Raw genomic sequence first — 21,502 nt, 5'->3', positions numbered from 1 at the left:
GGATTCACCAGGGGCCTGATGTGGAAGCCAGCTTCTGTGGGAGCCGAGCTTGCTCGCGATGAAGGCGACACGGTTCAACTGCAAGACCGTGTCATCGTTCATCGCGAGCAAGCTTTGCTCCCACAGTGCTCGCTCCCACAATTGGATCTCCAGTGGATTTCCGAGCGGGAGCTATTGCCTCACTCCATATTGATGATCACTTCTTCCTGCCACTTCTGCGGCAGTGTCTTGGAGGTTTTTTCCCACGCATCCGCATCCTTGATCGGGGTCACGCCTTTGTACTGTTCGTTGGGCAGCAACTTGGCCTTGACCTCTTCAGGCAAGGTCAGGTGCTCGGCGCGGATCGGACGGGCGTTGCCCTTGGCCAGGTTGATCTGGCCGGCATCGCTGAAAATGTACTCGCGAGCCAGTTTGGCGGCGTTCGGGTGCTTGGCGTATTTATTGATGATGGTGGTGTAGCCGGAGATGACCGAGCCGTCGGATGGAATCAGTACGACGTAATCATCCGGGTTGGCCATCTTGGCCTTGTAGCTCAGGCCGTTGAAGTCCCAGACCACGCCGACCTCGACTTCACCTTTCTCCATGGTGGCGATGGTCGGGTTGGCCATGGACAGACGCCCTTGCTTGGCGATCTCGGCGAACATCAACAAGGCCGGTTGAACGTTTTTCTCGTTGCCGCCATTGGCCAGGGCCGCTGCCAGCACACCGTTGGCGGCTTGGGCGGCGGTGCTCACGTCACCAATGGAAACCTTGTATTTGCCGGTTTTCAGGTCGGCCCATTTGGTTGGCACTTCGGAGCCGTGCAACAGCTTCTTGTTGACGATGAAAGCAATGGTGCCGGTGTAGGCCAGGGCCCAGTTGCCGTCCTTGTCCTTGGCCCAGTCCGGAACCTGTTCCCAGGTGCTCGGCTTGTAGGGTTGAACCACGCCTTGCTTGACCGCGATCGGGCCGAAAGCTGCGCCGACGTCACCGATATCGGCGCTGGCGTTGTCTTTCTCGGCGGCGAACTTGGCGATTTCCTGGGCCGAGCTCATGTCGGTGTCGATGTGTTTCAAGCCATAGATTTTGGCCAGGTCATCCCAGGTGGCTTTCCAGTTCGCCCAGTCATCGGGCATGCCGACGCTGTTCACGGTGCCTTCCGCTTTCGCAGCGGCTTCCAGTGTTTTCAAATCGGTGTCAGCGGCCATGGCAACAGTGCACATGGCAATGGTCGAGCCTAACAGTGATGCCAGGAAAAACTGTTTCATCCGAAGCTCCTATGGGCGTTTTCAACGCTGCGATTGCGGTTGTGTTGGTCTAGGTCAGCAATACCTGAGCCAATGTAGGCGAGCCCTGTGACATTTTGATGTCGGTGCAGGAGATGCCGGCATGTGCCAGGCTGGGGCAAAGTGGCTGCCAACTAAGCGTAGACCATGGTTAACCGGCTGATCTGCAAGGACTTGGCCGCTAACTTGCAGGATGGCAATGAACCGTTCGGCGGTTCTGTCATCTACCAGTCATGTGCAGTGCCTAGGCTTGCAAGCATGAGAAACGGATGGATGTTCCATCGATTTCGCCCCGAAAGAGTGCTGGTCTAGTCCAGATAGGTAACGTTGATGCGCATCGAGACAACCAAGGCGGTGACAACCATCGGGCAAGTCCTGCAGGAGCAACTCGACCACGGCTTGCTGGCGCCCGGTAGCAAGTTGCCGGCCGAGCGCAAGCTCAGTGAGTTGTTCGGCACTACACGCATCACCGTGCGCGAAGCGCTGTTGCAGCTCGAAGCCCAGGGGCAGATCTATCGCGAGGAGCGCCGTGGCTGGTTCGTCTCGCCGCCACGCCTGGCCTATAACCTGATGCAGCGCAGCCATTTCCACGCCATGGTGACTGCCCAAGGGCGAGTGCCTTCCACTCAAGTGATTTCGGCCCGTCTGCAGCCGGCTTCGGCAGCAGTGTGTGCCTGGTTGCAATTGCCAGCACTGTCCAGTGTGATCCAGATCTGCCGCGTGCGGCGTATCGATGAGCGGCTGGTGCTGTATGTCGAGCACTACCTGAACCCGCAGTACTTCCCGGACATCCTCGAATTCGACCTCAATCAGTCCATCACCGAGTTGTACGCCCGTCATTACGACTTGCACTACGGCCGGGTGAAGTTCGAGATTGTGCCGACCTCGCTACAGCCTGAAGCGGCGGCGGCGTTGAAAGTCTCGGTTGGCAGCCCTGGCTTGCGGATTGCCCGGGTCAATTATGACCAGCATCAGCGGTTGATCGATTGTGACCTGGAGTTCTGGCGTCACGATGCGATTCACGTGGGGGTGGACGTGCCGGAACAACCGTCGGCTGCCTGAGGTGAGGTCAGATCGACTCGTTGAGTTTGGCCAGGATCCTGAACACCACCGTGGCGAGGATCAACAACATGCCGATCCACATGGCAAACACCCCGACGTTCTTGTCTCGGAAGTTGAAGCCGATGGCCAGCAGGATCATGCCGGCGATGATGGGCACCAGCATGGCATTGAACGCAGACATCGGAATCATGGCGACGGCCTTGTCGGAGGGGATAAGGTCAGTCTAGTTTGGGTTTTGCCGGGGTGTGATGATGTATGTCATGGCTCCCCCCAATCCGGAGGCGAGCACTGTTGTGGCGAGGGGATTTATCCCCGCTCGGCTGCGCAGCAGACGCACTTGGGCCGTTACTGACATGTGAAGTATTGCGGTGACTGGGCAAAGGGCTGCTCTGCAGCCCTACGGGGATAAATCCCCTCGCCACAGGGGTAAGCATTTCCCGGTTCAAACAGGTGCTGCTGTGGTTACGGCAACTCACGACAGGCATAAAACGCGCTCAACACTTTCACCAGGTGCGCCAGGTCATGACTGCCGCACAGCTCGCGGATCGAGTGCATGGCGAAGGTCGGCAAACCGATGTCCACCGTGCGTACACCCAACTGACTGGCGGTGATCGGGCCGATGGTCGAGCCGCAGCCCATGTCGCTGCGCACCACGAAGCTCTGCACCGGTACTTCCTCGGCCATGCACAGGTGACGGAAGAACCCGGCGGTTTCGCTGTTGGTGGCGTAGCGCTGGTTGGTGTTGACCTTGATCACGGGCCCGGCATTGAGTTTCGGGCCGTGGTTGGCGTCGTGTTTGTCGGCGTAGTTGGGGTGCACGCCGTGGGCGTTGTCCGCGGAAACCAGCAGGGATTTCTGGATGGTCCGTACGAACTCTTCACCTTCAGGCAGCAAACGACGCAGGGTTTGTTCCAGCATCGGACCGTCGGCGCCACAGGCCGAGCAAGAGCCGACTTCCTCGTGGTCGTTGCACACCAGCACGCAGGTCTCTTCGGTGTCGGCGTTCAACAAGGCTTGCAGGCCGGCGTAGCACGACAGCAGATTGTCCAGGCGCGCGCCGGCAATGAAATCGCCATGCAGGCCGATGAGCGCGGCGCTTTGGGTGTCGTAGAAACTCAGCTCGTAATCGAGCACCACGTCCGCATTCAGGCCGTGTTCGCGGGCCAGTTGATCGGTGAGCACGGCGCGGAAGTCGACGCGCTCGTCACCGGCGAACTGGGCGAGAATCGGTGGCAGCTCATTCTGTGGGTTGATCGCCCAGCCCTGGTTGGCTTCGCGATTGAGGTGGATGGCCAGGTTCGGAATCGTGGCGATCGGCGCCTTGAAATCGATCAGCTGGCTTTCGACCTTGCCATCGCGGCGGAAGGTCACGCGCCCGGCCAGGGACAAATCGCGGTCAAACCACGGCGCCAGCAGCGCACCACCATAAACTTCCACGCCCAGTTGCCAGAACCCGTGGCGTTGCAGTTCCGGCTGGGGCTTGACCCGCAGGCAGGGGCTGTCGGTGTGGGCGCCAACCAGGCGGATGCCGTCGTGCAGCGGTGAGTTGCGGCCCAGCTTGAAAGCGATGATTGAAGAGTCGTTGCGCGTGACGTAGTAACGACCGTTGGCCTCGGTGGCCCAGGTCTCGCGTTCGTCAAGACGCTGATAACCCTCTGCCTCCAGACGTTGGGCAAGGCTGGCGGTGGCGTGGAACGGGGTGGGGGAGGCCTTGAGAAAGTCGATCAGGCCTTGGTTCAACTCTTCGCGCATAAATAACTCCAGACAGCAATGCGCGGGAGTTTACCGTATTGGGGGGCGATGAGGAGGGTGGCCAGTGATTGATATACGCGTTGAATGTGCCGTCCCCTTCGCGAGCAGGCTCGCTCCCACAGGGGACTCAGGGTGAACACAAAACTTGTGTAAGCCTGCAATCCAATGTGGGAGCGAGCCTGCCCGCGATGGGGGCGACGCGATGCCTCAGAACGGCGCCGGGCACTCGAAGCGCAGGCGTTCGCCGCTTTGCGGGTGGGTGAAGCTGAGCATGCTGGCGTGCAGGCACAGCCGTGGCCACGCAGCGAGGGCCTGAGGGTGGGCGTAGAGGCCGTCGCCCAGGAGCGGATGACCAATGGACAGCATGTGCACGCGCAACTGGTGCGAGCGTCCGGTAATGGGCGTCAGTTCGACCCGGCACCAGTCGCCGCAACGCTCCAGCACGCGCCAGAAGGTCAGGGCGTGCTTGCCCTGCTCATGATCCACCACGTGGCGCGGTTTGGTCGGCGGGTCGTAGCGCAGGGGCAGGTCGATGCTGCCGCTGTCCAGCTCCGGTTGGCCCCAGCACAATGCTGTGTAGGCCTTTTCGGTTTCCCGGTCATGAAACTGCCGAGACAGTTCGCGATGGGTGTCCGGATCCCGGGCCAGCAGGATGATGCCAGAGGTTTCCCAGTCCAGCCGGTGCACGATTCGCGCTTCCGGATAGCCGTTTTCCTGCAGGCGGGTGATCAGGCAGTCTTTGTTGTCGTCGGCCCGGCCGGGCACGGACAGCAGCAGGGTCGGCTTGTCGACCACCAGGACGGCGGCGTCCTGATGGATGATGCGGATGTTGGACAGGGGCATTCAAACAGTCTCGTAACAAACGCCAACGGCGGCTCGGGCCCTTTTTCCTAACCCTGTGGGAAGGACTTTGGGACCCGGAGCCGCCGTGGGCACCTGCAGGATCGATCAGCGATCCGGCAGGGTGATATTGAGTTCCAGAATCGAGCAACTGCCCTGGCTTTCCAGCGCCACATGCACATCATCGGACCCGATGTTGACGTACTTGCGGATCACTTCCACCAGTTCTTTCTGCAAGGCTGGCAGATAATCAGGGGTACTGCGCTGGCCGCGCTCGTGCGCCACGATGATCTGTAGACGCTCTTTCGCGACCGAGGCGGTACTTGGCTTTTTGTTGGCACGAAAGAAGTCAAAAAGATTCATTACCTACCTCCAAACAGGCGCTCGAAGAAACCTTTCTTCGTTACATCGAGGAATCGATGCTCTACGGTTTTGCCCAGCAGGCGATCGACCGCATCGCTGTACGCCTGACCGGCGTCGCTCTGATCGTCGAGAATCACCGGCACACCCGAGTTGGAGGCCTTGAGTACCGCTTGGGATTCAGGAATCACACCCAGCAGGGTAACAGCGAGGATTTCCTTGACGTCTTCGACGCCCAGCATTTCGCCATCGCTGACCCGTTGCGGGTTGTAGCGGGTCAGCAGCAGGTGTTCCTTGATCGGCTCTTCGCCGTTCTCGGCGCGACGGGATTTGCTCGCCAGCAGGCCGAGCATGCGATCGGAGTCGCGTACCGACGAGACTTCCGGGTTGGTCACGACGATCGCTTCGTCAGCGAAGTACATCGCCAGGTGGGCACCTTTCTCGATACCGGCCGGGGAGTCGCACACCACGAACTCAAAGTCTTCCTTGAGCTGCATCAGCACTTTTTCCACGCCTTCCTGGGTCAGCGCGTCTTTGTCGCGGGTCTGGCTGGCGGCCAGCACGTACAGATTCTCAAGGCGCTTGTCCTTGATCAGGGCTTGCTGCAGGTTCGCTTCACCGTTGACCACGTTGACGAAGTCATAGACCACGCGACGCTCGCAACCCATGATCAGGTCCAGGTTACGCAGGCCGACGTCGAAGTCGACGATGACTGTTTTGTGGCCGCGCAGAGCGAGGCCGGTACCGATAGCGGCGCTGGTGGTGGTCTTACCCACACCACCCTTGCCGGATGTAACCACGAGAATCTTGGCCAAGGTGTTTCACCCCTAAGGAAAAAGGACTTTTTCAGCCCCTGAAAAACATCTCTTGAAACTGCTGCAATTGGACAGGCTTGGATGGAATCGGATGCGGGACGGGGTCTACCTCCGGTAAACACTGCCTTATCCTTTTTCCTACGTCGTTTAAGCCGTTTTCGCTACGTTTTAGAGATGCTTGGAAAATGCGGCAGTATCCGTTAAAGCCGAATGATGTTCAACACGTCGCCCGACAGGCTGACCTGGACACCGGCCCCCCACAGCGGGTCGCGACGCAGATCCTCGGAAACCTTGTACTGCCCGGCGATAGAGACCAGTTCAGCGCTCAACTGCTGACAGAAAATCCTGGCTTTCGTATCGCCCTTGACACCGGCCAGGGCACGGCCACGCATCGGGCCGTATACATGGATGTTGCCATCGGCCAGAAGTTCCGCGCCCGGGCTGACCGAGGACACCACGACCAGATCGCCACCCTGGGCATAGATCTGCTGCCCGCCACGTACCGGAGAGGTGATGACTCGGGTCGGCTTGATGGTCGGTTCTGGTGGCTTTTCCGGCTTTTTCCTGGTCTCGACCGGGCTCAGTTCCAGCACCCGTTCCCGGGCGCCGGAGGGCGGCAGCACCGGAATGTCCACGGCGATGGCGGCGGCGATGTCTTCGATACGGCTGGCCCGGATCGCCAGGGTGCGCAGGCCGTGCTGGCGACAAACCCGCATCAGGCCCGGCAGATCCACGGCACCTTCGCCGGCCGGCAGTTTGTCCAGCGCCAGCACCAACGGGGCATTGCTGAAGAAATTCGGGGCCTGGGCGACTTTTGCCGCCAACTGCCGGTCAAGGCTCTCCAGGTCGTTGCGGGCCAGCTCCAGCACCGTAATGGCGAGCATGCTGCCCTTCAGCTGGAACACGGGATCTTGGTCTAGCGATTCGGTTTGGCTCATGGTCGGCGTACAACGGCTTGTCACTAAAAGTGCCGAGACTTATAACGAGATCGTCCCCGGGCCGCAAGCCGGGTCGAACGATGTAGAATGCGCGGCCCATGTCTTTATGGAAGCTGTAATGGATCGCCCGCGTTTTCGAGCTGCATTTTTTCATCCGCGTTTCTGGCTGCTGTGGTGCGGTCTGGGGCTGTTGTGGCTGATCGTTCAGCTGCCCTATCCGCTGCTGCTGCGCGCCGGTCGTGTATTGGGTGCGCTGATGTATCGTGTGGCCGGCGACAGACGGCGCATCGCCCAGCGCAATCTGGAACTGTGTTTTCCTGAAAAGTCCGCTGCCGAGCGCAAGCGCCTGCTCAAGGAAAATTTTGCCTCCACCGGTATCGCCTTCTTCGAAATGGCCATGAGTTGGTGGTGGTCGCGCTCGCGCTTGGCGAAGCTGGCCCATGTCGAAGGGCTGGAGCATCTCAAGCAGGCCCAGCGCGAGGGCAAAGGGGTGATCCTGATGGCGCTGCACTTCACCACGCTGGAAATCGGCGCGGCATTGCTCGGCCAGCAGCACACCATCGACGGCATGTACCGCGAGCACAAGAACCCGCTGTTTGACTACATCCAGCGTCGCGGGCGCGAGCGGCACAATCTTGATTCCCTGGCGGTGGAACGCGACGACGTGCGTGGCATGCTCAAGCTGCTACGGGCGGGGCGGGCGATCTGGTATGCGCCGGACCAGGACTACGGCGCCAAGCAAAGCGTCTTCGTGCCACTGTTCGGCATCCAGGCCGCGACGGTCACGGCCACCAGCAAGTTCGCTCGCCTGGGCAAGGCACGGGTGGTGCCATTCATCCAGGAACGCCTGGCTGATGGCAGGGGTTACCGTTTGGTGATCCAGGCGCCGCTGGAAGATTTTCCAGGGGAGAGCGAAGAGGCCGATTGCATCCGTATCAATCGATGGGTGGAGCAGTCGGTCAGCAGATGCCCCGAGCAATACCTCTGGGCTCACCGGCGCTTCAAGAGTCGTCCGCCGGGCGAGCCGAAGCTGTATGACAAACGCGGTTAAGCCTGTAGTCCACTTAATGAACACGGAGCGTTGCGATGACCCCACTTGAACCGGTGACAGGTTTGATTCTTTCCGGCGGCGGGGCTCGGGCAGCGTATCAAGTGGGGGTATTGGCCGCGATTGCCGAACTGTTGCCGGACGGGGCGGATAACCCGTTCCCGGTGATTGTCGGCACCTCGGCCGGGGCAATCAACGCGGTCAGCCTGGCCAGCGGGGCGATGGACTTCAAAACGGCCATCGAGCGCCTGACTGCCTTCTGGCAAGCGGTGCGCAGCCATCAGGTGATGCGCAGCGACTGGTGGGGCGTGATTGCCCAGGCGACACGTTTTATCAGCCACAGCCTGCTAGGCCTGGGCGCCCGGTTACCAGTGGCGCTGATCGACAGTTCGCCGTTGCGTGAACTTCTCCAGTCTCAATTCCACGCCTCGGGCATCGAACAGGCGATCGCGCAGCAGCAACTGCGGGCCGTGGCGGTGACTGCGTTCGGTTATGAGTCCGGCCAGGCCGTGACCTTCTACCAGGGCCGCGGCACCATCGAATCCTGGCTGCGGCACCGGCGCATCGGCGTGCCGACCCAGTTGTCGGTGGAACACCTGCTTGCCAGTTCGGCGATCCCCCTGCTATTCGCGCCGGTCAGGATCGGCCCGGAATATTTCGGCGACGGCGCGGTGCGTCAATCGGCTCCCATCAGCCCGGCCCTGCACCTGGGGGCCAATCGCGTGCTGGTCATCGGCGTCAGCGGCAATCCGCGTGGACTTGGTTCGCCAGAGCCGTTGCAGCGCAGTTACACCGGCCAGCAACCGACGCTGGCGCAGATCGGTGGCCACATGCTCAACAGTACGTTCATTGACAGCCTGGAAAGCGACATTGAGCTGCTGGAGCGTCTGAATGGCTTCAGTCATCTGCTGCCCGATGACGTGCCGGCTCATGCGCTGGGCGCGGCGCCGGTGGAAGTGTTGGTGATTTCGCCGAGCCAGCCGATCGACGAAATCGCCGCCCGCCATCGCCTGGAATTGCCCCGCGCGCTGCGCATGTTCCTGCGCGGGCCGGGCGCGACCAAGACCAGCGGCGCCGGGGTGCTGAGTTATCTGCTGTTCGAAGCGGGCTATTGCAGTGAACTGATCGAGCTGGGACGCCAGGATGCGTTGGCCCAGCGCGAGGAGTTAAGCCGGTTCTTGCGGGTGACGGCGGGGTGATGCAGTAGCCTCCAGCGCCATCGCGAGCAGGCTCGCTCCCACAAGATTCCCTGAGCATCGAGGATCGATGTGGATCAGAAATGATACTTCAGCAAGAAGCTGGTATTGCTCTGATTGGTCTTGAAGCCTTCGCTGTCTTCGATCCCGTATTTGTTCTTCCAGTAGTCGTATTCCACACCCACATACAACTGTTTGGCGCCCAGCTTCAGTGCCTTGCCCAAGTCATACTTGATCTGCGGGTTGATGTGCAGGTTGGCGTGGTAGGTGCCTTTGGAGTTGCTGTCGTTGTCCACCACCCAGTCGATGAAGCCGTCGATCAGGATGTCGGATGAGCCCACCGGGAGGGTGTAGGCCCAGGTCGGTGTAATCTGCCAGACGTTGTCGCCAGCGCGCGGACCTTCGGTCTGGCGGTTGTAGAAATTCAACTGGAAGTAATCGAAACCGGGAATCGCCAGGTCGAAGCCCGGACCGATCAGGTATGACTCGTTGTCACCTTCACCGAACTCATAGGTCATGGCCAGCAACACATCTTTGATCGGACCCAGTTCCAGCTTCTGGTCGAAGATTTTGCCGAACGACAGGCGTGGGCTGAACTCACCGTAGTAGGTGTTCGGGCCGGAATTGCTGTCGTCCTGGCCGTTGTAGAAAATCCGGTCGAGGAAGAAGAAGTTGTCGCCGTATTTCCAGGCATCGGCGTGCTCGAAGGTCACGGTTTGCTGGATGCGCGGGTTGACCTGGAAATCCTTGCCATAGAGGTAGGTCAGGCTGTTGTTCTGCCATTGGAACAGGTCGTCGGCCATCGCTTGGCCAGCGGTCAGCAAAGATCCCGCAAGTATCAGGCTGGTGCACGTATGTTTCATTCGGTTTGCTCCCAAAGGTAAGTGGTACTGCATTTTTTTTAAGATCAGCGCTCTGGTGTGGCGCTTTTTTCTACGGAAAAACCATCCGTTCGGTCAGCTTTTTGTTTGTGGCAAGCGCTGACAGCAAGAGCTGAGCCAAGACCGGGATAAATCGGAAAAATGGCTTGTTCAGTGGTTTGAAGCGCTCGAAAAAGTGTGTTCAGCGCAAGCCGATATCTGCCAACACTGCAATAGTTGGCGTATCGGTCAGGGATCCGCTGGTTTTACGCGGCACCGGACTCAAACGGCCGCGCAGGATACGGCCCTGCATTCATGGGCTCAAGTGCCCTGCAACGGCGCATTCGTGGCGAATTTGGGGCGTGATGGCGGGGCTGGGTCATCTGGTGCTTTCCTCTTGTTTTTATTGTTGAGGCGCAGGCAGTCGCTGACGGGCGACCGGTCATGTGCCGGTCTGCCTGTCAGCGGTATTACGTGTAGCGGGTGATGTCAGGTTTGATGTCGGCGGGACTCAGTTGGTCCGCGCCCCCTGGCTGATCCACGCGCCGATCAGGTCGCGTTCCTGTTGGGTCATCTGGGTGATATTGCCCAGGGGCATGATCTGCGTGGCCACGGCCTGGGCCTGGATGCGCGCGGCTTGTTGCTGGATCTGCTGCGGGGTATCGAACATCACCCCGCCCGGCGCGGCGCTGAACAACGGGCTGGTGGGTTTTGCCGAATGGCAGACCGAGCAGCGCTCCTGAATCACGCTGTGGACCTTCTCGAACGAGGGGCCCTGGGCATTGGCGGTCTGGGCCGGCGTCGATGCCGGTGCGGCCGCTGCCGTCGCCGGTTTTGCGCCGCCGCCCACCGCCGTTTCCGGCAACGGTTGGTACTCGATCACACCAGGGGTTTTGGCGACTTCCGGCGCTGTGGTCATGGGTTTTGGACCCGTGACATAAGCCAGGCAGATCATCGCCAGAGCGCCGACCGGCAGCGTCCAGGCATACTTGTTGCTGTCGTGACGGGTATTGAAATAGTGCCGCACCAACACCGCCGCCACGGCGATCCCAGCCAGGATCAACCAGTTGTACTGGCTGCCATAAGTGCTCGGGAAATGGTTGCTGATCATGATGAACAGCACCGGCAGGGTGAAGTAGTTGTTGTGGCGCGAGCGCAGCAGGCCCTTGGCCGGCAGCGCCGGATCCGGCGTGCGGTTCTCGGCAATGGCCGCCACCAGCGCGCGTTGGGCCGGCATGATGATGCGGAACACGTTGCCGACCATGATCGTCCCGATGACCGCCCCGACATGCAGGTAGGCACCGCGACCGCTGAACACCTTGCTGAACCCGTAGGCCGCGGCGATCAGCAGCACGAACAGGATCAGGCCGAGCAGGGCAGGACGTTTTCCCAGGGCCGAGTCGCAGAGAAAGGAATACACGAACCAGCCGACGAACAACGAGCCGATGCCCAGGGCGACACCTTCGAGCCCGCTCAGGCTGCTGCCCGGTGCCAACAGGTACAGGGTCGGGTTCCAATAGAACACCAGGCACAGCAGGGCGACGCCCGACATCCAGGTGAAGTAGGCTTCCCATTTGAACCAGTGCAGGTTGTCCGGCATGGACGGCGGCGCGAGTTTGTATTTTTCCAGGTGGTAGATGCCGCCACCGTGGATGGCCCACAAATCACCGGCCAGACCGCTTTTAGGGTTGACGCGATTGAGGTTGTTTTCCAGCCAGACGAAGTAGAACGACGCGCCGATCCAGGCCACGCCAGTGATCATATGAACCCAGCGCACGCTCAGGTTCAGCCATTCCAGCATATGTGCTTCCACAGTCTTTACCTCTCGCCCGTCACGCTTGTTTTCGCGTGATCGGACGCTTCTCTTATTGGTGGGGGGCGAGGATCAACAACTCATCCTCTTTGAAAAAATGCTCATCGCAGTTATTGCCTGTGCCACTGCGATCAACCACCAGGAAGTCATCCCGCTTTTCGATCGTCAGCACCGGGTGGTGCCAGACGCCGCGATGGTAATTAATGCCCTGCCTGCCGTTGGTGACGAAGGCGCGGACCAAGCCTGATACAGGTACATCGCCAAGTGGCGCGACCACGATCAGAAAGGGGTTGCCGAGCAGCCCGATGAAAGCCTGGCTGCCCAGCGGATGGCGCTCCAGCATGCGTACGGTCAACGGCATCTCCAGCGCCTCGGCGCGGAAGATGCTGATGATCGCCTTGTCGTCCGGCTCGGCGGTTTCAACCGTCGCCAGGCGATGGAAGCGCATGGTCGAACCATTGTTGATCATGAAGTGATCGCTGCCGTCGGTTTCGATCACGTCACCGAACGGGGCGAAGGCTTCTTTGGTCAACGGTTCGATCTTGAGTGTGCGCATGCTGGTCTTCTTACCTTGAATTCTGTGTTGTTTGTTGTGCCGCCATCGCGAGCAAGCTCGCTCCCACAGGGGAATGCATTTCAAATGTGGGAGCGAGCTTGCTCGCGATTCGGGTTCACTCTTATTTCGACACCTTGCCAAGCACCCGCAGGCGACTCACCCCACCATCCGGAAACACATTCAGACGGATGTGGGTGATCGGCCCCAACGCCTTGATCTGCTCGGCGAAGGTGTGTTCGGCGTGCATCTCCAGTTTCTGGCTGGGCAGTAATTCGCGCCAGAACAGCGACTGGGTTTCGATCTGGCTGTCGGTGCCGCCCTTGACGAATGCGCCCTGGATCGAGCAGCTGTCCGGGTAGTTGCCCTTGAAGTGCAGGGTGTCGACGATGACTTTCTCGACCTCACCGGCATGGCCTAGGGCGACGATCACCCAGTCATTGCCCGGGGTACGACGACGGGCGGTTTCCCAGCCGTCGCCCATGTTCACCCCGCGACCGGGGTTGAGGATGTTGCTCATGCGACCGAAGTGTTCGTCGGAACAGGCCAGGGCGCGACCACCGTTGAGGGCCGCTGCGAGGTCGATCTGTTCATTGTCGCCCACGGCCGACCAGTCGCGGTACGGAATGCCGTAGACCCGCAGGCGGGCCACGCCACCATCGGGGTAGATGTTGAAGCGCAGGTGGCTGAAGGCCTGGTCATTGCTGATTTCATGGTAGTGGTGGCTGTCGCCTTGCAGCTCGACGGCCGACAGCACTTCAGTCCATTGGGTATGTTCGTCTGGCTCGCCCGAGGCGAGGAAGCAGGCTTCCAGGGACGCCGACGGCGGGTAGTTACCGGTGAAGAATGAAGTGTCGATGTCCACGCCTTTGATCGAACCCGGCACGCCCAGGCGGATCACCGCGCTGTCGTAGCCTTCGAAGCGCTTGCGGCGCGACTCCCAGCCGTCCATCCACTTGCCGTTGTCATCGAACACGCCCTCCTTCCATACGGCCGGAGTCGGCTGGAACAGACGGTTGGCGTCGGCGAACCAGTCATCGGTGACCGAAATGATCTTGGTGCCCAGGCGGGCGTCGGCCAGGTTGACGAACTTCTCGAAGGGTACGGCGTAAGCTTTCATTCTTCTTGTCTGCCTTTAATAAGTTGGCTGGGGATGCTTGCAGGGGCCTGGGCCTCAGGGCTGCTTGCTAAAGAGTCAGTAATCGGAACAACGCGATCTTGTTGATCTCTGCCAGCGCGCATTTGAACTCGGTATCTGCCGAGTGGTGAATGCGCGTTTCGAACGCCGCGAGGATCTGATGCCGGTTGCTGCCTTTTACCGCCATGATGAAGGGAAACTTGAACTTGGCTTTGTAGGCCTCGTTCAGCTCGGTGAAGCGTTGGAACTCATCGCTCGAGCATTGGTGAATACCGGCGCCAGCCTGTTCGTTGGTGCTGGCCTCGGTCAGTTGGCCCTGGACGGCGGCTTTACCGGCCAGGTCCGGGTGTGCGTTGATCAGCGCCAGTTGGCTGGCGTGATCGGCGCACAGCAGGATGTCGCTCATGCGCTGGTGCAGGGTTTCGATCTGGTCGATCGATGGGTCCTGGCCCAGGTCGAAAGCCTTTTCGGCCACCCACGGCGAATGTTCGTAGATGTCGGCGAAGGCTTTGACGAACGCTTCGCGGCTCAAGGTCGAAGGCTTGAGGGTCTGGAATGCGGTCATTTCGAAGCCCCTGATTTCAAAGCGCCCGGATGTGGGTGGGTCTGCTGCCAGTGGCGGGCGATGTCGACGCGACGGCTGAACCAGACCTGCTCATGACCCTTGGCGTATTCAAGAAACCGCTTGAGGGCCGCGAGACGGGCAGGCCGGCCGATCAGGCGGCAGTGCAGGCCGATGGAAAGCATCTTCGGCGCCTCGCTGCCTTCGGCATACAGCACGTCGAAGGCATCCTTGAGGTATTGGAAAAAATCGTCGCCCTTGTTGAAACCCTGGACCTGGGTGAAGCGCATGTCGTTGGTGTCCAGGGTGTACGGAATCACCAGGTGCGGCTTGCCGGTGGGGGTGTTCGGTTCCCAGTAGGGCAGGTCGTCGTCGTAGGTGTCGCTGTCATAGAGAAAACCACCTTCTTCCATGACCAGCCGGCGGGTGTTGGGGCCTGTGCGGCCGGTGTACCAGCCCAACGGACGTTCGCCGGTGATTTCGGTGAGGATGCGGATCGCTTCGAGCATGTGCTCGCGTTCCTGGGCTTCATCCATGTATTGATAGTCGATCCAGCGATAGCCATGGCTGCAGATCTCGTGACCGGCGGCGACCATGGCACGGATCACGTCCGGGTGGCGCTGGGCAGCCATGGCTACCGCGAAGATCGTCAGCGGAATATCGAATTCCTTGAACAGCTTGAGGATCCGCCAGACACCGGCGCGGCTGCCATATTCGTAGAGCGATTCCATGCTCATGTTGCGCTCGCCCTGCAGCGGTTGCGCCGAAACCATTTCCGAGAGAAACGCTTCGGACTCCTTGTCGCCATGCAGCACGTTACGCTCGCCGCCTTCCTCGTAGTTGAGCACGAAGGACAGGGCGATGCGGGCGTTGCCCGGCCACTGAGGGTGGGGAGGGTTACTGCCGTAACCGATCAGGTCGCGTGGGTAGTCAGCGCTCACTGCAGTTTTCCTTCTTGTTCGAACCATGTAGGTGGCGCCTGGGCGATGAATCACAGGCTGGCGTCACAGCGATGGGTTGATTGTATACAACTTTATGCGCACTTTGTAAGCCTGATTTTTTGCATTTTTCACTGCTGCCTCTGGCGTGTCTACACTGCAAGAAACCTGCCCATTTGGTCAGCTAAGGTATGACAATCCTGTGTGTCTGTTGGTTTTATTACTGATCGGGTCTGAACCCTTCTCGAATATGGCAGGCGATAAATTTCTGTTTTTTATTGTGTACAATTTTCATTTAAAGTGTCTTAATTCGCTCATCGCCGCAGCGTTTCGTGCTCCGAAACGGTGCGGCCTGTCTTTCAACTGATTCAGGAGGCGTCGGGCCGAACTGCTTGCAGCGAGGCGCGCACAATCAATGGGACGTTTGACTACTCACGTTTTGGATGCCGCGCACGGCTGCCCGGGCAGCTCGATCAAAGTCGAGCTGTACCGCGTCGAAGGTACGCAACTGCAATTGGTCGCCAGCGCGCTGACCAACAGCGACGGCCGTTGCGATGCACCGTTGTTGCAAGGGGATGACTACCGTAGCGGCGTCTATCAGATTCAATTCCATGCCGGCGATTACTACCGTGCCCGTGGCGTCCAGCTGTCCGAGCCGGCGTTCCTGGATGTGGTGGTGCTGCGCTTCGGCATTTCGGCCGAGCAGGAGCATTACCACGTGCCCCTGCTGATTTCGCCCTACGCCTACTCAACGTATCGAGGCAGCTGATCCCCCAAGCAGTTGCCTTGTCCTGGAAGCGACTGCGCATGTAGCTTCTTTGGTTTTTCGCCCGCTCACACTGCGGGCTTTTTTTTGAGCCGTGTATTTACAGCCTGGAATTGTCATCCCGGATGATAAAAATCGTGTCTGCAACGCCGGGACGGATTTCAGTACCGCCCTTGAGCCAGATGATTTTATTGGCACTGTGGGCATCGTTGACGGCTTTCGCAGCGACTCCGCCAACCTGGGTTTCCAGGCGCAGCTCGGCTGTCTTGGGATCCATATACATGGGTAGGGAAATCTTCGGAATTCTGGTGCGGTGCAGGCTCATGAAAAATACATAGTCATGCCCTGTGCGGCGAAATACCAAAGCGGGAAAACTGTTGAAAGAGTTGGGCTCAATGACTGTATAGCCATTACGCGTCAGAAGGGCGGCCATAAAGCGTTTGAATTCCACTGGCGAGTACGACGTCAGATAAAGAAGCCACTGTCGCTGGAACCGCAAGGGATCAAAATCCAACCGATTCAATATTCCTGTTGAGGAGGGGTTAGGCAAGGCTATCGAGCGGGCAGCGCCTCGGGACGCCGAAGAGGTTGGAAGAATCGGAAGCATCAAGAGTGGATCGGACCATTGCGGATGTGGCGAGTGGGTCGCGTTTTCCCAACTGCTGTAAATCTGCCGGAGTGCGGTCAAACCCGCAGAGTCGGCGAACGGCGAGTCATTGCTGAGTTCAAATTGCCTTCTTGCGATATTTTCCAGGGTGATGGTCGTGACTTCTGGAAAAAAATCCCTGACGTAAGCGGTCAGTGGTTTTTCAAAGGGTAACCTGGCGTCAATTTCCCAATGGTTGTCCGGCGGAACTTGTATTGCGCCTCGGGGTTGCTCGTCAGGCACATGCCTGAGGGTGGCTTCCAGCAAGTCAAAATCATAGATGGGATGAGCGGGTGACTGAATGTAGGTGATAGGGGATTCTCGCGCGTCGGTACGTGTCACCACCTTATAGTGAACATTGTTTATGGTGATCAATTCGGACAGCGTGAATCTTGGGTCAACCCCCCAGTTTTTCCTGAATGCCCGTGTAGGCGGGAGATTGGAATCACTGTGGTGCGTCACGTCGCGGTGCGCAGTTGGACGCCATAGAAGGCTGCCCTCCACTTGTTCCAGGCGTGGTCCGGAGGCAACAAGTTCAGTGCCTGATCGGGCTCTGTAGTTCTGTTCGGAATCGCGTCCAAGCAGCACCGTCCCTCCCTCTGCAAGCTCAACGTAGGTGCGTGTCTTGAACGTGCGGATCCCAGAGGTTGCGTCCGGCTCCGATAACAGGGGCACCAGCTCGGGTGAAAGGTAATAATTGTCCAGCGATACCGACAGGGAGCCATCACTGATGGCTGTCGCGGATGCGATTTCGGATACCTGAACGGTTGGGCGCTGCGATTCAGTCGCTTCAGTTTGGCGTCCGGTTGGCGAGCCGGACGCCTGATCGGTTTCTGCGCCTCTCAGGGGATTGCCGAGCATTGTGTCCAGTGACGTATCGCGACTGGAGTGAGGCGTATCAGGGGACGACTTTGTAAGCGTGGGTCGGGTGTTTCGTCTTGGACTCATTGAAAATGTCTGCTCTTGAGTTTGAATATTGATGATTCAAGTAGGTATCAAGCTAATGGCCTGTCGTAGAGCCGGAGGCTGACAGGCCCTGGGTTCCAGGATGTTCGTGGAAAACCAGCAGACAGGTGCACTACATATGTATGGCGTGTGAAAGAAACCGTCGAAGACGTTCTTCAAGGTCAGGTAGGTTCGGGAGACGCCTCAGCCAATGAGAGGAACCAGCTCAATTGCGAGAGCCTTATGCCGAAGACCGCGCTCAGCGCTAACGCCCGCGCAAACATCACTGAGTTGTCCAAAGTGAAGCCTTCTATCAGCTCCACGCATTTTTCCCGCAACAGACGAAGTGTGTCATCACCCAGGGGCGGCGTCTGATTGAGCCCCTCGCGGGCCAGATCCTGATAGATCTTGAGGGCGTGGTCACACAGGTCTGTTTTTCTCAGGTTCGCCGCCTCAATGACTCGGGACTTATCGGTGTCAAGGATCCATTTACGGGTTCTGAGGTTGTAGCTCAGTGTGCCGGGAGACCCATCTTTGACAGCAACGTGAAGAACCTTCAGTTCTTCGGATGTCAGGCTCGACAGTTCGCTGGGCAATGGGATGTTGGGGTCGGTGAGCGGGGCAAAATACCGGCCATCAAGCGCTTCTACATAAACCCGCTCAAACAGGCTGTCGACAGCATGAACAACGCCTTGTGCAGTGATGACTCGTATCGGGTCGACAAGGTCTTCAGCTTCATAGACGGGAAGATGGATGGTCGTTCCACCTATTTGCAGCAGGTTGGAGGACAGTTTTATCTCGACTTGGCCCAGGCGCGTGGCATCCAACTCCCATAGGGAGGCACGGGGTAACCGAGGATTGGCGCCGGCCAATGCACCTGGCGTGGACAGGCGTAACGTCATGTTCGGGCTCAGGTGAACCAGGTAGGTGGCGCCTTCGCCAATCAGGACTTCGATACCCGTTTGTTCCGTGGGCGATGTCAGCAGGGCGCAGGTTGCCCAACTGCGCATGTAATAAGGTTTTTTGTCCAAGGGTTGTAGATAGGCGTACTTCTTTTTGGTAGGCGTCAATGGCAATGGAACGTCTGTTTTCCATTCCACCGGATCTTTCCCTATGAATGTTTCGTCCAGCAACAGGCCATAGTCGGGCGAGGGTTGGACCATACGGTACGACGAGCCGTCGTTCAGGGTGAGGATAAAAGTATGATGCGAACCGAGGGCGGAAAATGCACGCCGACCGGTCTTCGCGTTTTGCGCGCTATAGCGCTCATCGGAACTTGCCAGATTTTTCAATACGACTTGGCGAACACCAAAGTGCAAGGTCAGGCCACATTCGCCATATTTGATGCTGTCCCCTTCATCTTTCTGAGTTACATGAGCCTTGTAGTAGGCCTCGATACGGGTCAGCTCGGCGTTGGCGTAGTTAAGATGAAGGGTGGTGGAAAATTCGCTTTTTTGTTTGACCTTGAGTGTGGTCAGTTCATTGAGATGTGAAACATAGTAGCTGGTGTCTTTGTCATGGCTGATCGGCTGCTCGCTTCGATCAGGCAGGATAGCCGGGTTGCGGGGTGTGCCTGGCTGCACCACAACTGTTTCAATGTCGAGCGGGCTGCTGGATTCGATCGTATCGGGCAGGTCGGGTACCAAATGGTAGCCATCCTGGGTGATGAACGTCAGTCTGTTGTTTTGTAAGGCTCTTGGAAAAGCAGAGTCTTCATAGACTTCCCTGATGGTGACTTTGCGAAACTCCCGGTCGCTTGCATCAAAGCATGAAGTAATGACCAGATGACCGTCTTCAATTCGCCAGCTTTCAATCAGGTCAGCTCTCCAGTCCAGCGCGATGACGCTGTTGTCCACACCATCTTCGGTGATGGAAACGTGGCCGGGTTTATGAGCGATGGCATAGATATCCTCACCTGGTCCGCCGTCTGCGTTGCGGTTATTTCCATTGAGAATGAAAATTCGGTCATCTCCCGCGCCGGCATCGATTGAATCGTTGCCGCGGGACTTGATGATGTTTGGGCCGGCTGTCCCCTTGATGATGTTGGCACCACCCTCGGGAATTTCTACGTTTTCAATGCTTTCAAGGTCCGCATGGCGATGATGCTTGCTCTGCGTGTCATGACTTTTTTGAGTGATGATGGACACTTGCCCGGCGTCCAGGTCGACCTGGTAACCCAGACGCGGCTCCTGATGACTGCTGCTACGGCCCGACAACACCAGGGTGTCGTTGCCCAAGCCACCTACCAGGTTATTTGCTGACGTTTCACTGAGGGTTTCCGTGGAGCCTTCAAAGATAAACACGTCGTCTTTTGTGCCCCCGGTCAGTTTTTTAACGCCCGCCCCGTAGTGAAAGACGTTTGGCTTGTTTTCGACGCCTTCCACGGTGTCGTTGCCGCCGCCGATGTACCAATGGATAGCTTTATGATGTTCGGCCGACGTTTCAATGACTGCGCCGGGCGTCTGAGCCGTAACGCCTTTACGCGCATCGAGCCGGTCGTCGCTGTCTTTGATCCTCGGACGGACTGTTGTCGCCCGGTACCTGGCACCGGTCCACCAGTTCCAAGTGTTGTAGGGCACCGGTTCAAGCTCCACGGTGAATGTGCCGTTTACGATTGCCTCAGTGCTGTCTTTCAGTGGGCCTTTGAGCAAGTGCGAGGCATTGGCCTGCAGCAGCTTTGTATGTTCGGCGGTAGCCTTGGCGATGGTGTAGCGATCCTGGATATCTTTATCAGGGCCCATTGCCCAGAAGGCCAACCAACCAGTGCGCAGACGCTCGTGTACGGTGAGTTCTATGTAGTCGTCGATGTCATCGACTTGACGAACCGCGCCCCAGATTTGTGAGCCAACCACCAGGATAAGTCCGGCGGCAAGGCCCACAGGGCCGGCTGAACCAAACCCCGCCAGCGCCGCTATGCCAATGGTTAAGGTCATCGCTGCGCTGGTGACGCTCAAGGCTGCGCTGACATAGTGGTCGGTGGCTTCTTTGCCAGTGGCGTGGGCGGCCGCCTTGAAAGAATCGACCGCGGCGATGATATCGAAAGGAAGTGTCAGGACGCTGGCAATCAGCCCACTTCCACGGGCGAGGCGCGTGGCAAAGGTCGTTTTGGCAAAGCCCTCGAGGGAGCGTTGGCCGGCCCTGATCATCTGAGAGGCTTGTCTGGTCACCGCAGCTTCGACACCGATTGAAGCGACTTCGGCGGCCACGCTGGTCCCATTGAAAATGGTCTGGTAGGAGTCCTTGTTACGGATGGCGTCTTGCAGGCCGCGCAGACCGCTATAGATTCCGAAGGCCTGAAGTCCAAGCCCTGTAGGGATGAGGATATTGCTCTTGGTTGTATTTGCCCAACTGAATGTTCCATGGCTAAGCCCTTGTATATCGAGCCTTTGGGCCGATTTCAGGAGTTTTTCCAGCGTTCTCCGATGGCTGGCGGGTTCGGCCTGTGTTTCAGGCGTTTGCCTCAATAATGGGGGCGCGGCGGGTGAGCGCTGACTCGCCATTTCAAACAGCAACGTGGGCAGCCGATAGTCGTTTGCGTCGGCGGTCAGTTTGAGCCGTGTTTCAATATTGTTTGCGTTGAACTGTAACGAGTTCACGAAAAAACGATTGAGGCTGCGGAAAAAAGTATTGTCGCCGTTCAGCGGCTGTCCATCGGTGGTTGCGCCTAACGTATCCAGGGCTGAACGGGTGACAGTCACGGAACCGATGTGCAGCGGGCCGTAAAGTTTATCGACGATTTCGAGTTGGGCTTGTCTATGTTTGTGCTCCGAACTCAGCTGCGTCCCATCGGCAGTCTTGAAATCGAGTGTTTCGATGGTGTGCTTATTTGTAGGCACGCCTAAGTCGGTAATGACTACGGCATAGTCGTCGGGCACCGGGCCGGGCTGGAAAATCTGGGCCATTGTGAACGTCCTTGTTCAACGATGATTGAGTGGCCCTATATGTAAGATGCTTCCTGGCGGGGTGTATATCGATGGGTTGTTTCTACGTTTTGCGAAAGCCTCG

At 58.6% G+C, this 21,502-nt stretch carries 19 protein-coding genes; 4 read left to right on the top strand and 15 right to left on the bottom strand.

Features of this window, described 5'->3' with window-relative positions; genetic code table 11:
* Window positions 1-179 precede the first annotated feature (179 nt).
* On the bottom strand, window positions 180-1,247 hold the full coding sequence (locus AC3I65_RS19200; RefSeq protein WP_047229646.1) for an ABC transporter substrate-binding protein: 1,068 nt from the start codon (window positions 1,245-1,247) through the stop codon (window positions 180-182).
* Between the two features lie 348 nt (window positions 1,248-1,595).
* Between AC3I65_RS19200 and AC3I65_RS19195 the strand changes: the two genes are divergently transcribed.
* A complete protein-coding gene (locus tag AC3I65_RS19195) occupies window positions 1,596-2,327 on the top strand; it encodes a UTRA domain-containing protein (RefSeq protein WP_047229645.1) in 732 nt (243 codons plus the stop codon).
* A gap of 7 nt (window positions 2,328-2,334) precedes the next feature.
* On the opposite strand, the gene AC3I65_RS19190 is transcribed toward AC3I65_RS19195, so the two are convergent.
* From AC3I65_RS19190 to minC, 6 genes are all read right to left on the bottom strand, one after another.
* Window positions 2,335-2,517 carry a hypothetical protein gene (locus AC3I65_RS19190; protein WP_047229644.1) on the bottom strand — a complete coding sequence of 61 codons (183 nt, stop codon included), beginning with the start codon at window positions 2,515-2,517 and terminating at the stop codon, window positions 2,335-2,337.
* A 272-nt stretch (window positions 2,518-2,789) separates the two neighbouring features.
* Entirely contained in the window at window positions 2,790-4,079 is a 1,290-nt protein-coding gene (locus tag AC3I65_RS19185) for a M18 family aminopeptidase (protein WP_047229643.1), read from the bottom strand.
* Between the two features lie 207 nt (window positions 4,080-4,286).
* A complete protein-coding gene (locus AC3I65_RS19180; protein WP_018612476.1) occupies window positions 4,287-4,922 on the bottom strand; it encodes an RluA family pseudouridine synthase in 636 nt (211 codons plus the stop codon).
* 105 nt (window positions 4,923-5,027) lie between these two features.
* Entirely contained in the window at window positions 5,028-5,282 is a 255-nt protein-coding gene (gene minE / locus AC3I65_RS19175; RefSeq protein ID WP_003179111.1) for a cell division topological specificity factor MinE, read from the bottom strand.
* Window positions 5,282-6,094 (bottom strand): septum site-determining protein MinD, encoded by an 813-nt coding sequence (minD, locus tag AC3I65_RS19170; protein ID WP_042728954.1) that lies wholly within the window; start codon window positions 6,092-6,094, stop codon window positions 5,282-5,284. The genes minE and minD overlap by 1 nt, the downstream gene beginning before the upstream one ends.
* A gap of 200 nt (window positions 6,095-6,294) precedes the next feature.
* Window positions 6,295-7,032 (bottom strand): septum site-determining protein MinC, encoded by a 738-nt coding sequence (gene minC / locus AC3I65_RS19165; RefSeq protein WP_047229642.1) that lies wholly within the window; start codon window positions 7,030-7,032, stop codon window positions 6,295-6,297.
* Between the two features lie 118 nt (window positions 7,033-7,150).
* Here minC and AC3I65_RS19160 point away from each other — a divergent pair, with 118 nt between their 5' ends.
* Window positions 7,151-8,083 (top strand): lipid A biosynthesis lauroyl acyltransferase, encoded by a 933-nt coding sequence (locus AC3I65_RS19160; RefSeq protein WP_488524077.1) that lies wholly within the window; start codon window positions 7,151-7,153, stop codon window positions 8,081-8,083.
* A 35-nt stretch (window positions 8,084-8,118) separates the two neighbouring features.
* Window positions 8,119-9,279, top strand: a complete 1,161-nt coding sequence (locus tag AC3I65_RS19155; protein ID WP_047229640.1) for a patatin-like phospholipase family protein — start codon at window positions 8,119-8,121, stop codon at window positions 9,277-9,279.
* Between the two features lie 74 nt (window positions 9,280-9,353).
* Here the strand turns inward: AC3I65_RS19155 and AC3I65_RS19150 are convergent, their stop codons facing one another.
* The 6 genes from AC3I65_RS19150 to puuE all read right to left on the bottom strand — a co-directional run bounded on the left by AC3I65_RS19150 (window position 9,354) and on the right by puuE (window position 15,143).
* Entirely contained in the window at window positions 9,354-10,139 is a 786-nt protein-coding gene (locus AC3I65_RS19150; RefSeq protein WP_047229639.1) for an outer membrane protein OmpK, read from the bottom strand.
* 508 nt (window positions 10,140-10,647) lie between these two features.
* Window positions 10,648-11,949, bottom strand: coding sequence for a urate hydroxylase PuuD (locus tag AC3I65_RS19145; protein WP_047229638.1), 1,302 nt, complete (start codon window positions 11,947-11,949; stop codon window positions 10,648-10,650).
* A gap of 52 nt (window positions 11,950-12,001) precedes the next feature.
* A complete protein-coding gene (locus AC3I65_RS19140; RefSeq protein ID WP_047229637.1) occupies window positions 12,002-12,505 on the bottom strand; it encodes an ureidoglycolate lyase in 504 nt (167 codons plus the stop codon).
* A 121-nt stretch (window positions 12,506-12,626) separates the two neighbouring features.
* Window positions 12,627-13,622 carry an allantoicase gene (alc, locus tag AC3I65_RS19135; RefSeq protein WP_488524076.1) on the bottom strand — a complete coding sequence of 332 codons (996 nt, stop codon included), beginning with the start codon at window positions 13,620-13,622 and terminating at the stop codon, window positions 12,627-12,629.
* 67 nt (window positions 13,623-13,689) lie between these two features.
* A complete protein-coding gene (gene uraD / locus AC3I65_RS19130) occupies window positions 13,690-14,205 on the bottom strand; it encodes a 2-oxo-4-hydroxy-4-carboxy-5-ureidoimidazoline decarboxylase (protein WP_047229635.1) in 516 nt (171 codons plus the stop codon).
* Window positions 14,202-15,143 carry an allantoinase PuuE gene (puuE, locus tag AC3I65_RS19125; RefSeq protein WP_076383794.1) on the bottom strand — a complete coding sequence of 314 codons (942 nt, stop codon included), beginning with the start codon at window positions 15,141-15,143 and terminating at the stop codon, window positions 14,202-14,204. The genes uraD and puuE overlap by 4 nt, the downstream gene beginning before the upstream one ends.
* A gap of 412 nt (window positions 15,144-15,555) precedes the next feature.
* Between puuE and uraH the strand changes: the two genes are divergently transcribed.
* Complete coding sequence (gene uraH / locus AC3I65_RS19120) at window positions 15,556-15,909, top strand: hydroxyisourate hydrolase (protein WP_139049414.1); 354 nt, start codon at window positions 15,556-15,558, stop codon at window positions 15,907-15,909.
* 97 nt (window positions 15,910-16,006) lie between these two features.
* On the opposite strand, the gene AC3I65_RS19115 is transcribed toward uraH, so the two are convergent.
* Both AC3I65_RS19115 and AC3I65_RS19110 read right to left on the bottom strand, forming a co-directional pair.
* Complete coding sequence (locus AC3I65_RS19115) at window positions 16,007-17,413, bottom strand: hypothetical protein (protein ID WP_160893130.1); 1,407 nt, start codon at window positions 17,411-17,413, stop codon at window positions 16,007-16,009.
* Between the two features lie 266 nt (window positions 17,414-17,679).
* Window positions 17,680-21,399, bottom strand: coding sequence for a calcium-binding protein (locus AC3I65_RS19110; RefSeq protein WP_488524075.1), 3,720 nt, complete (start codon window positions 21,397-21,399; stop codon window positions 17,680-17,682).
* Between the last annotated feature and the right edge of the window lie 103 nt (window positions 21,400-21,502).

Source organism: Pseudomonas sp. N-1-13, assembly GCF_057787095.1.
Note: the sequence above shows the minus strand (reverse complement) of the source record. Positions and strands in the feature narration are given on the sequence as shown.

Coding starts and splice junctions, on each gene's coding strand:
- AC3I65_RS19200 (WP_047229646.1), bottom strand. CDS start 1,247: ATGAAACAGTTTTTCCTGGCATCACTGTTAGGCTCGACCATTGCCATG.
- AC3I65_RS19195 (WP_047229645.1), top strand. CDS start 1,596: ATGCGCATCGAGACAACCAAGGCGGTGACAACCATCGGGCAAGTCCTG.
- AC3I65_RS19190 (WP_047229644.1), bottom strand. CDS start 2,517: ATGATTCCGATGTCTGCGTTCAATGCCATGCTGGTGCCCATCATCGCC.
- AC3I65_RS19185 (WP_047229643.1), bottom strand. CDS start 4,079: ATGCGCGAAGAGTTGAACCAAGGCCTGATCGACTTTCTCAAGGCCTCC.
- AC3I65_RS19180 (WP_018612476.1), bottom strand. CDS start 4,922: ATGCCCCTGTCCAACATCCGCATCATCCATCAGGACGCCGCCGTCCTG.
- minE (WP_003179111.1), bottom strand. CDS start 5,282: ATGAATCTTTTTGACTTCTTTCGTGCCAACAAAAAGCCAAGTACCGCC.
- minC (WP_047229642.1), bottom strand. CDS start 7,032: ATGAGCCAAACCGAATCGCTAGACCAAGATCCCGTGTTCCAGCTGAAG.
- AC3I65_RS19160 (WP_488524077.1), top strand. CDS start 7,151: ATGGATCGCCCGCGTTTTCGAGCTGCATTTTTTCATCCGCGTTTCTGG.
- AC3I65_RS19155 (WP_047229640.1), top strand. CDS start 8,119: ATGACCCCACTTGAACCGGTGACAGGTTTGATTCTTTCCGGCGGCGGG.
- AC3I65_RS19150 (WP_047229639.1), bottom strand. CDS start 10,139: ATGAAACATACGTGCACCAGCCTGATACTTGCGGGATCTTTGCTGACC.
- AC3I65_RS19140 (WP_047229637.1), bottom strand. CDS start 12,505: ATGCGCACACTCAAGATCGAACCGTTGACCAAAGAAGCCTTCGCCCCG.
- alc (WP_488524076.1), bottom strand. CDS start 13,622: ATGAAAGCTTACGCCGTACCCTTCGAGAAGTTCGTCAACCTGGCCGAC.
- uraD (WP_047229635.1), bottom strand. CDS start 14,205: ATGACCGCATTCCAGACCCTCAAGCCTTCGACCTTGAGCCGCGAAGCG.
- uraH (WP_139049414.1), top strand. CDS start 15,556: ATGGGACGTTTGACTACTCACGTTTTGGATGCCGCGCACGGCTGCCCG.
- AC3I65_RS19115 (WP_160893130.1), bottom strand. CDS start 17,413: ATGCTCGGCAATCCCCTGAGAGGCGCAGAAACCGATCAGGCGTCCGGC.
- AC3I65_RS19110 (WP_488524075.1), bottom strand. CDS start 21,399: ATGGCCCAGATTTTCCAGCCCGGCCCGGTGCCCGACGACTATGCCGTA.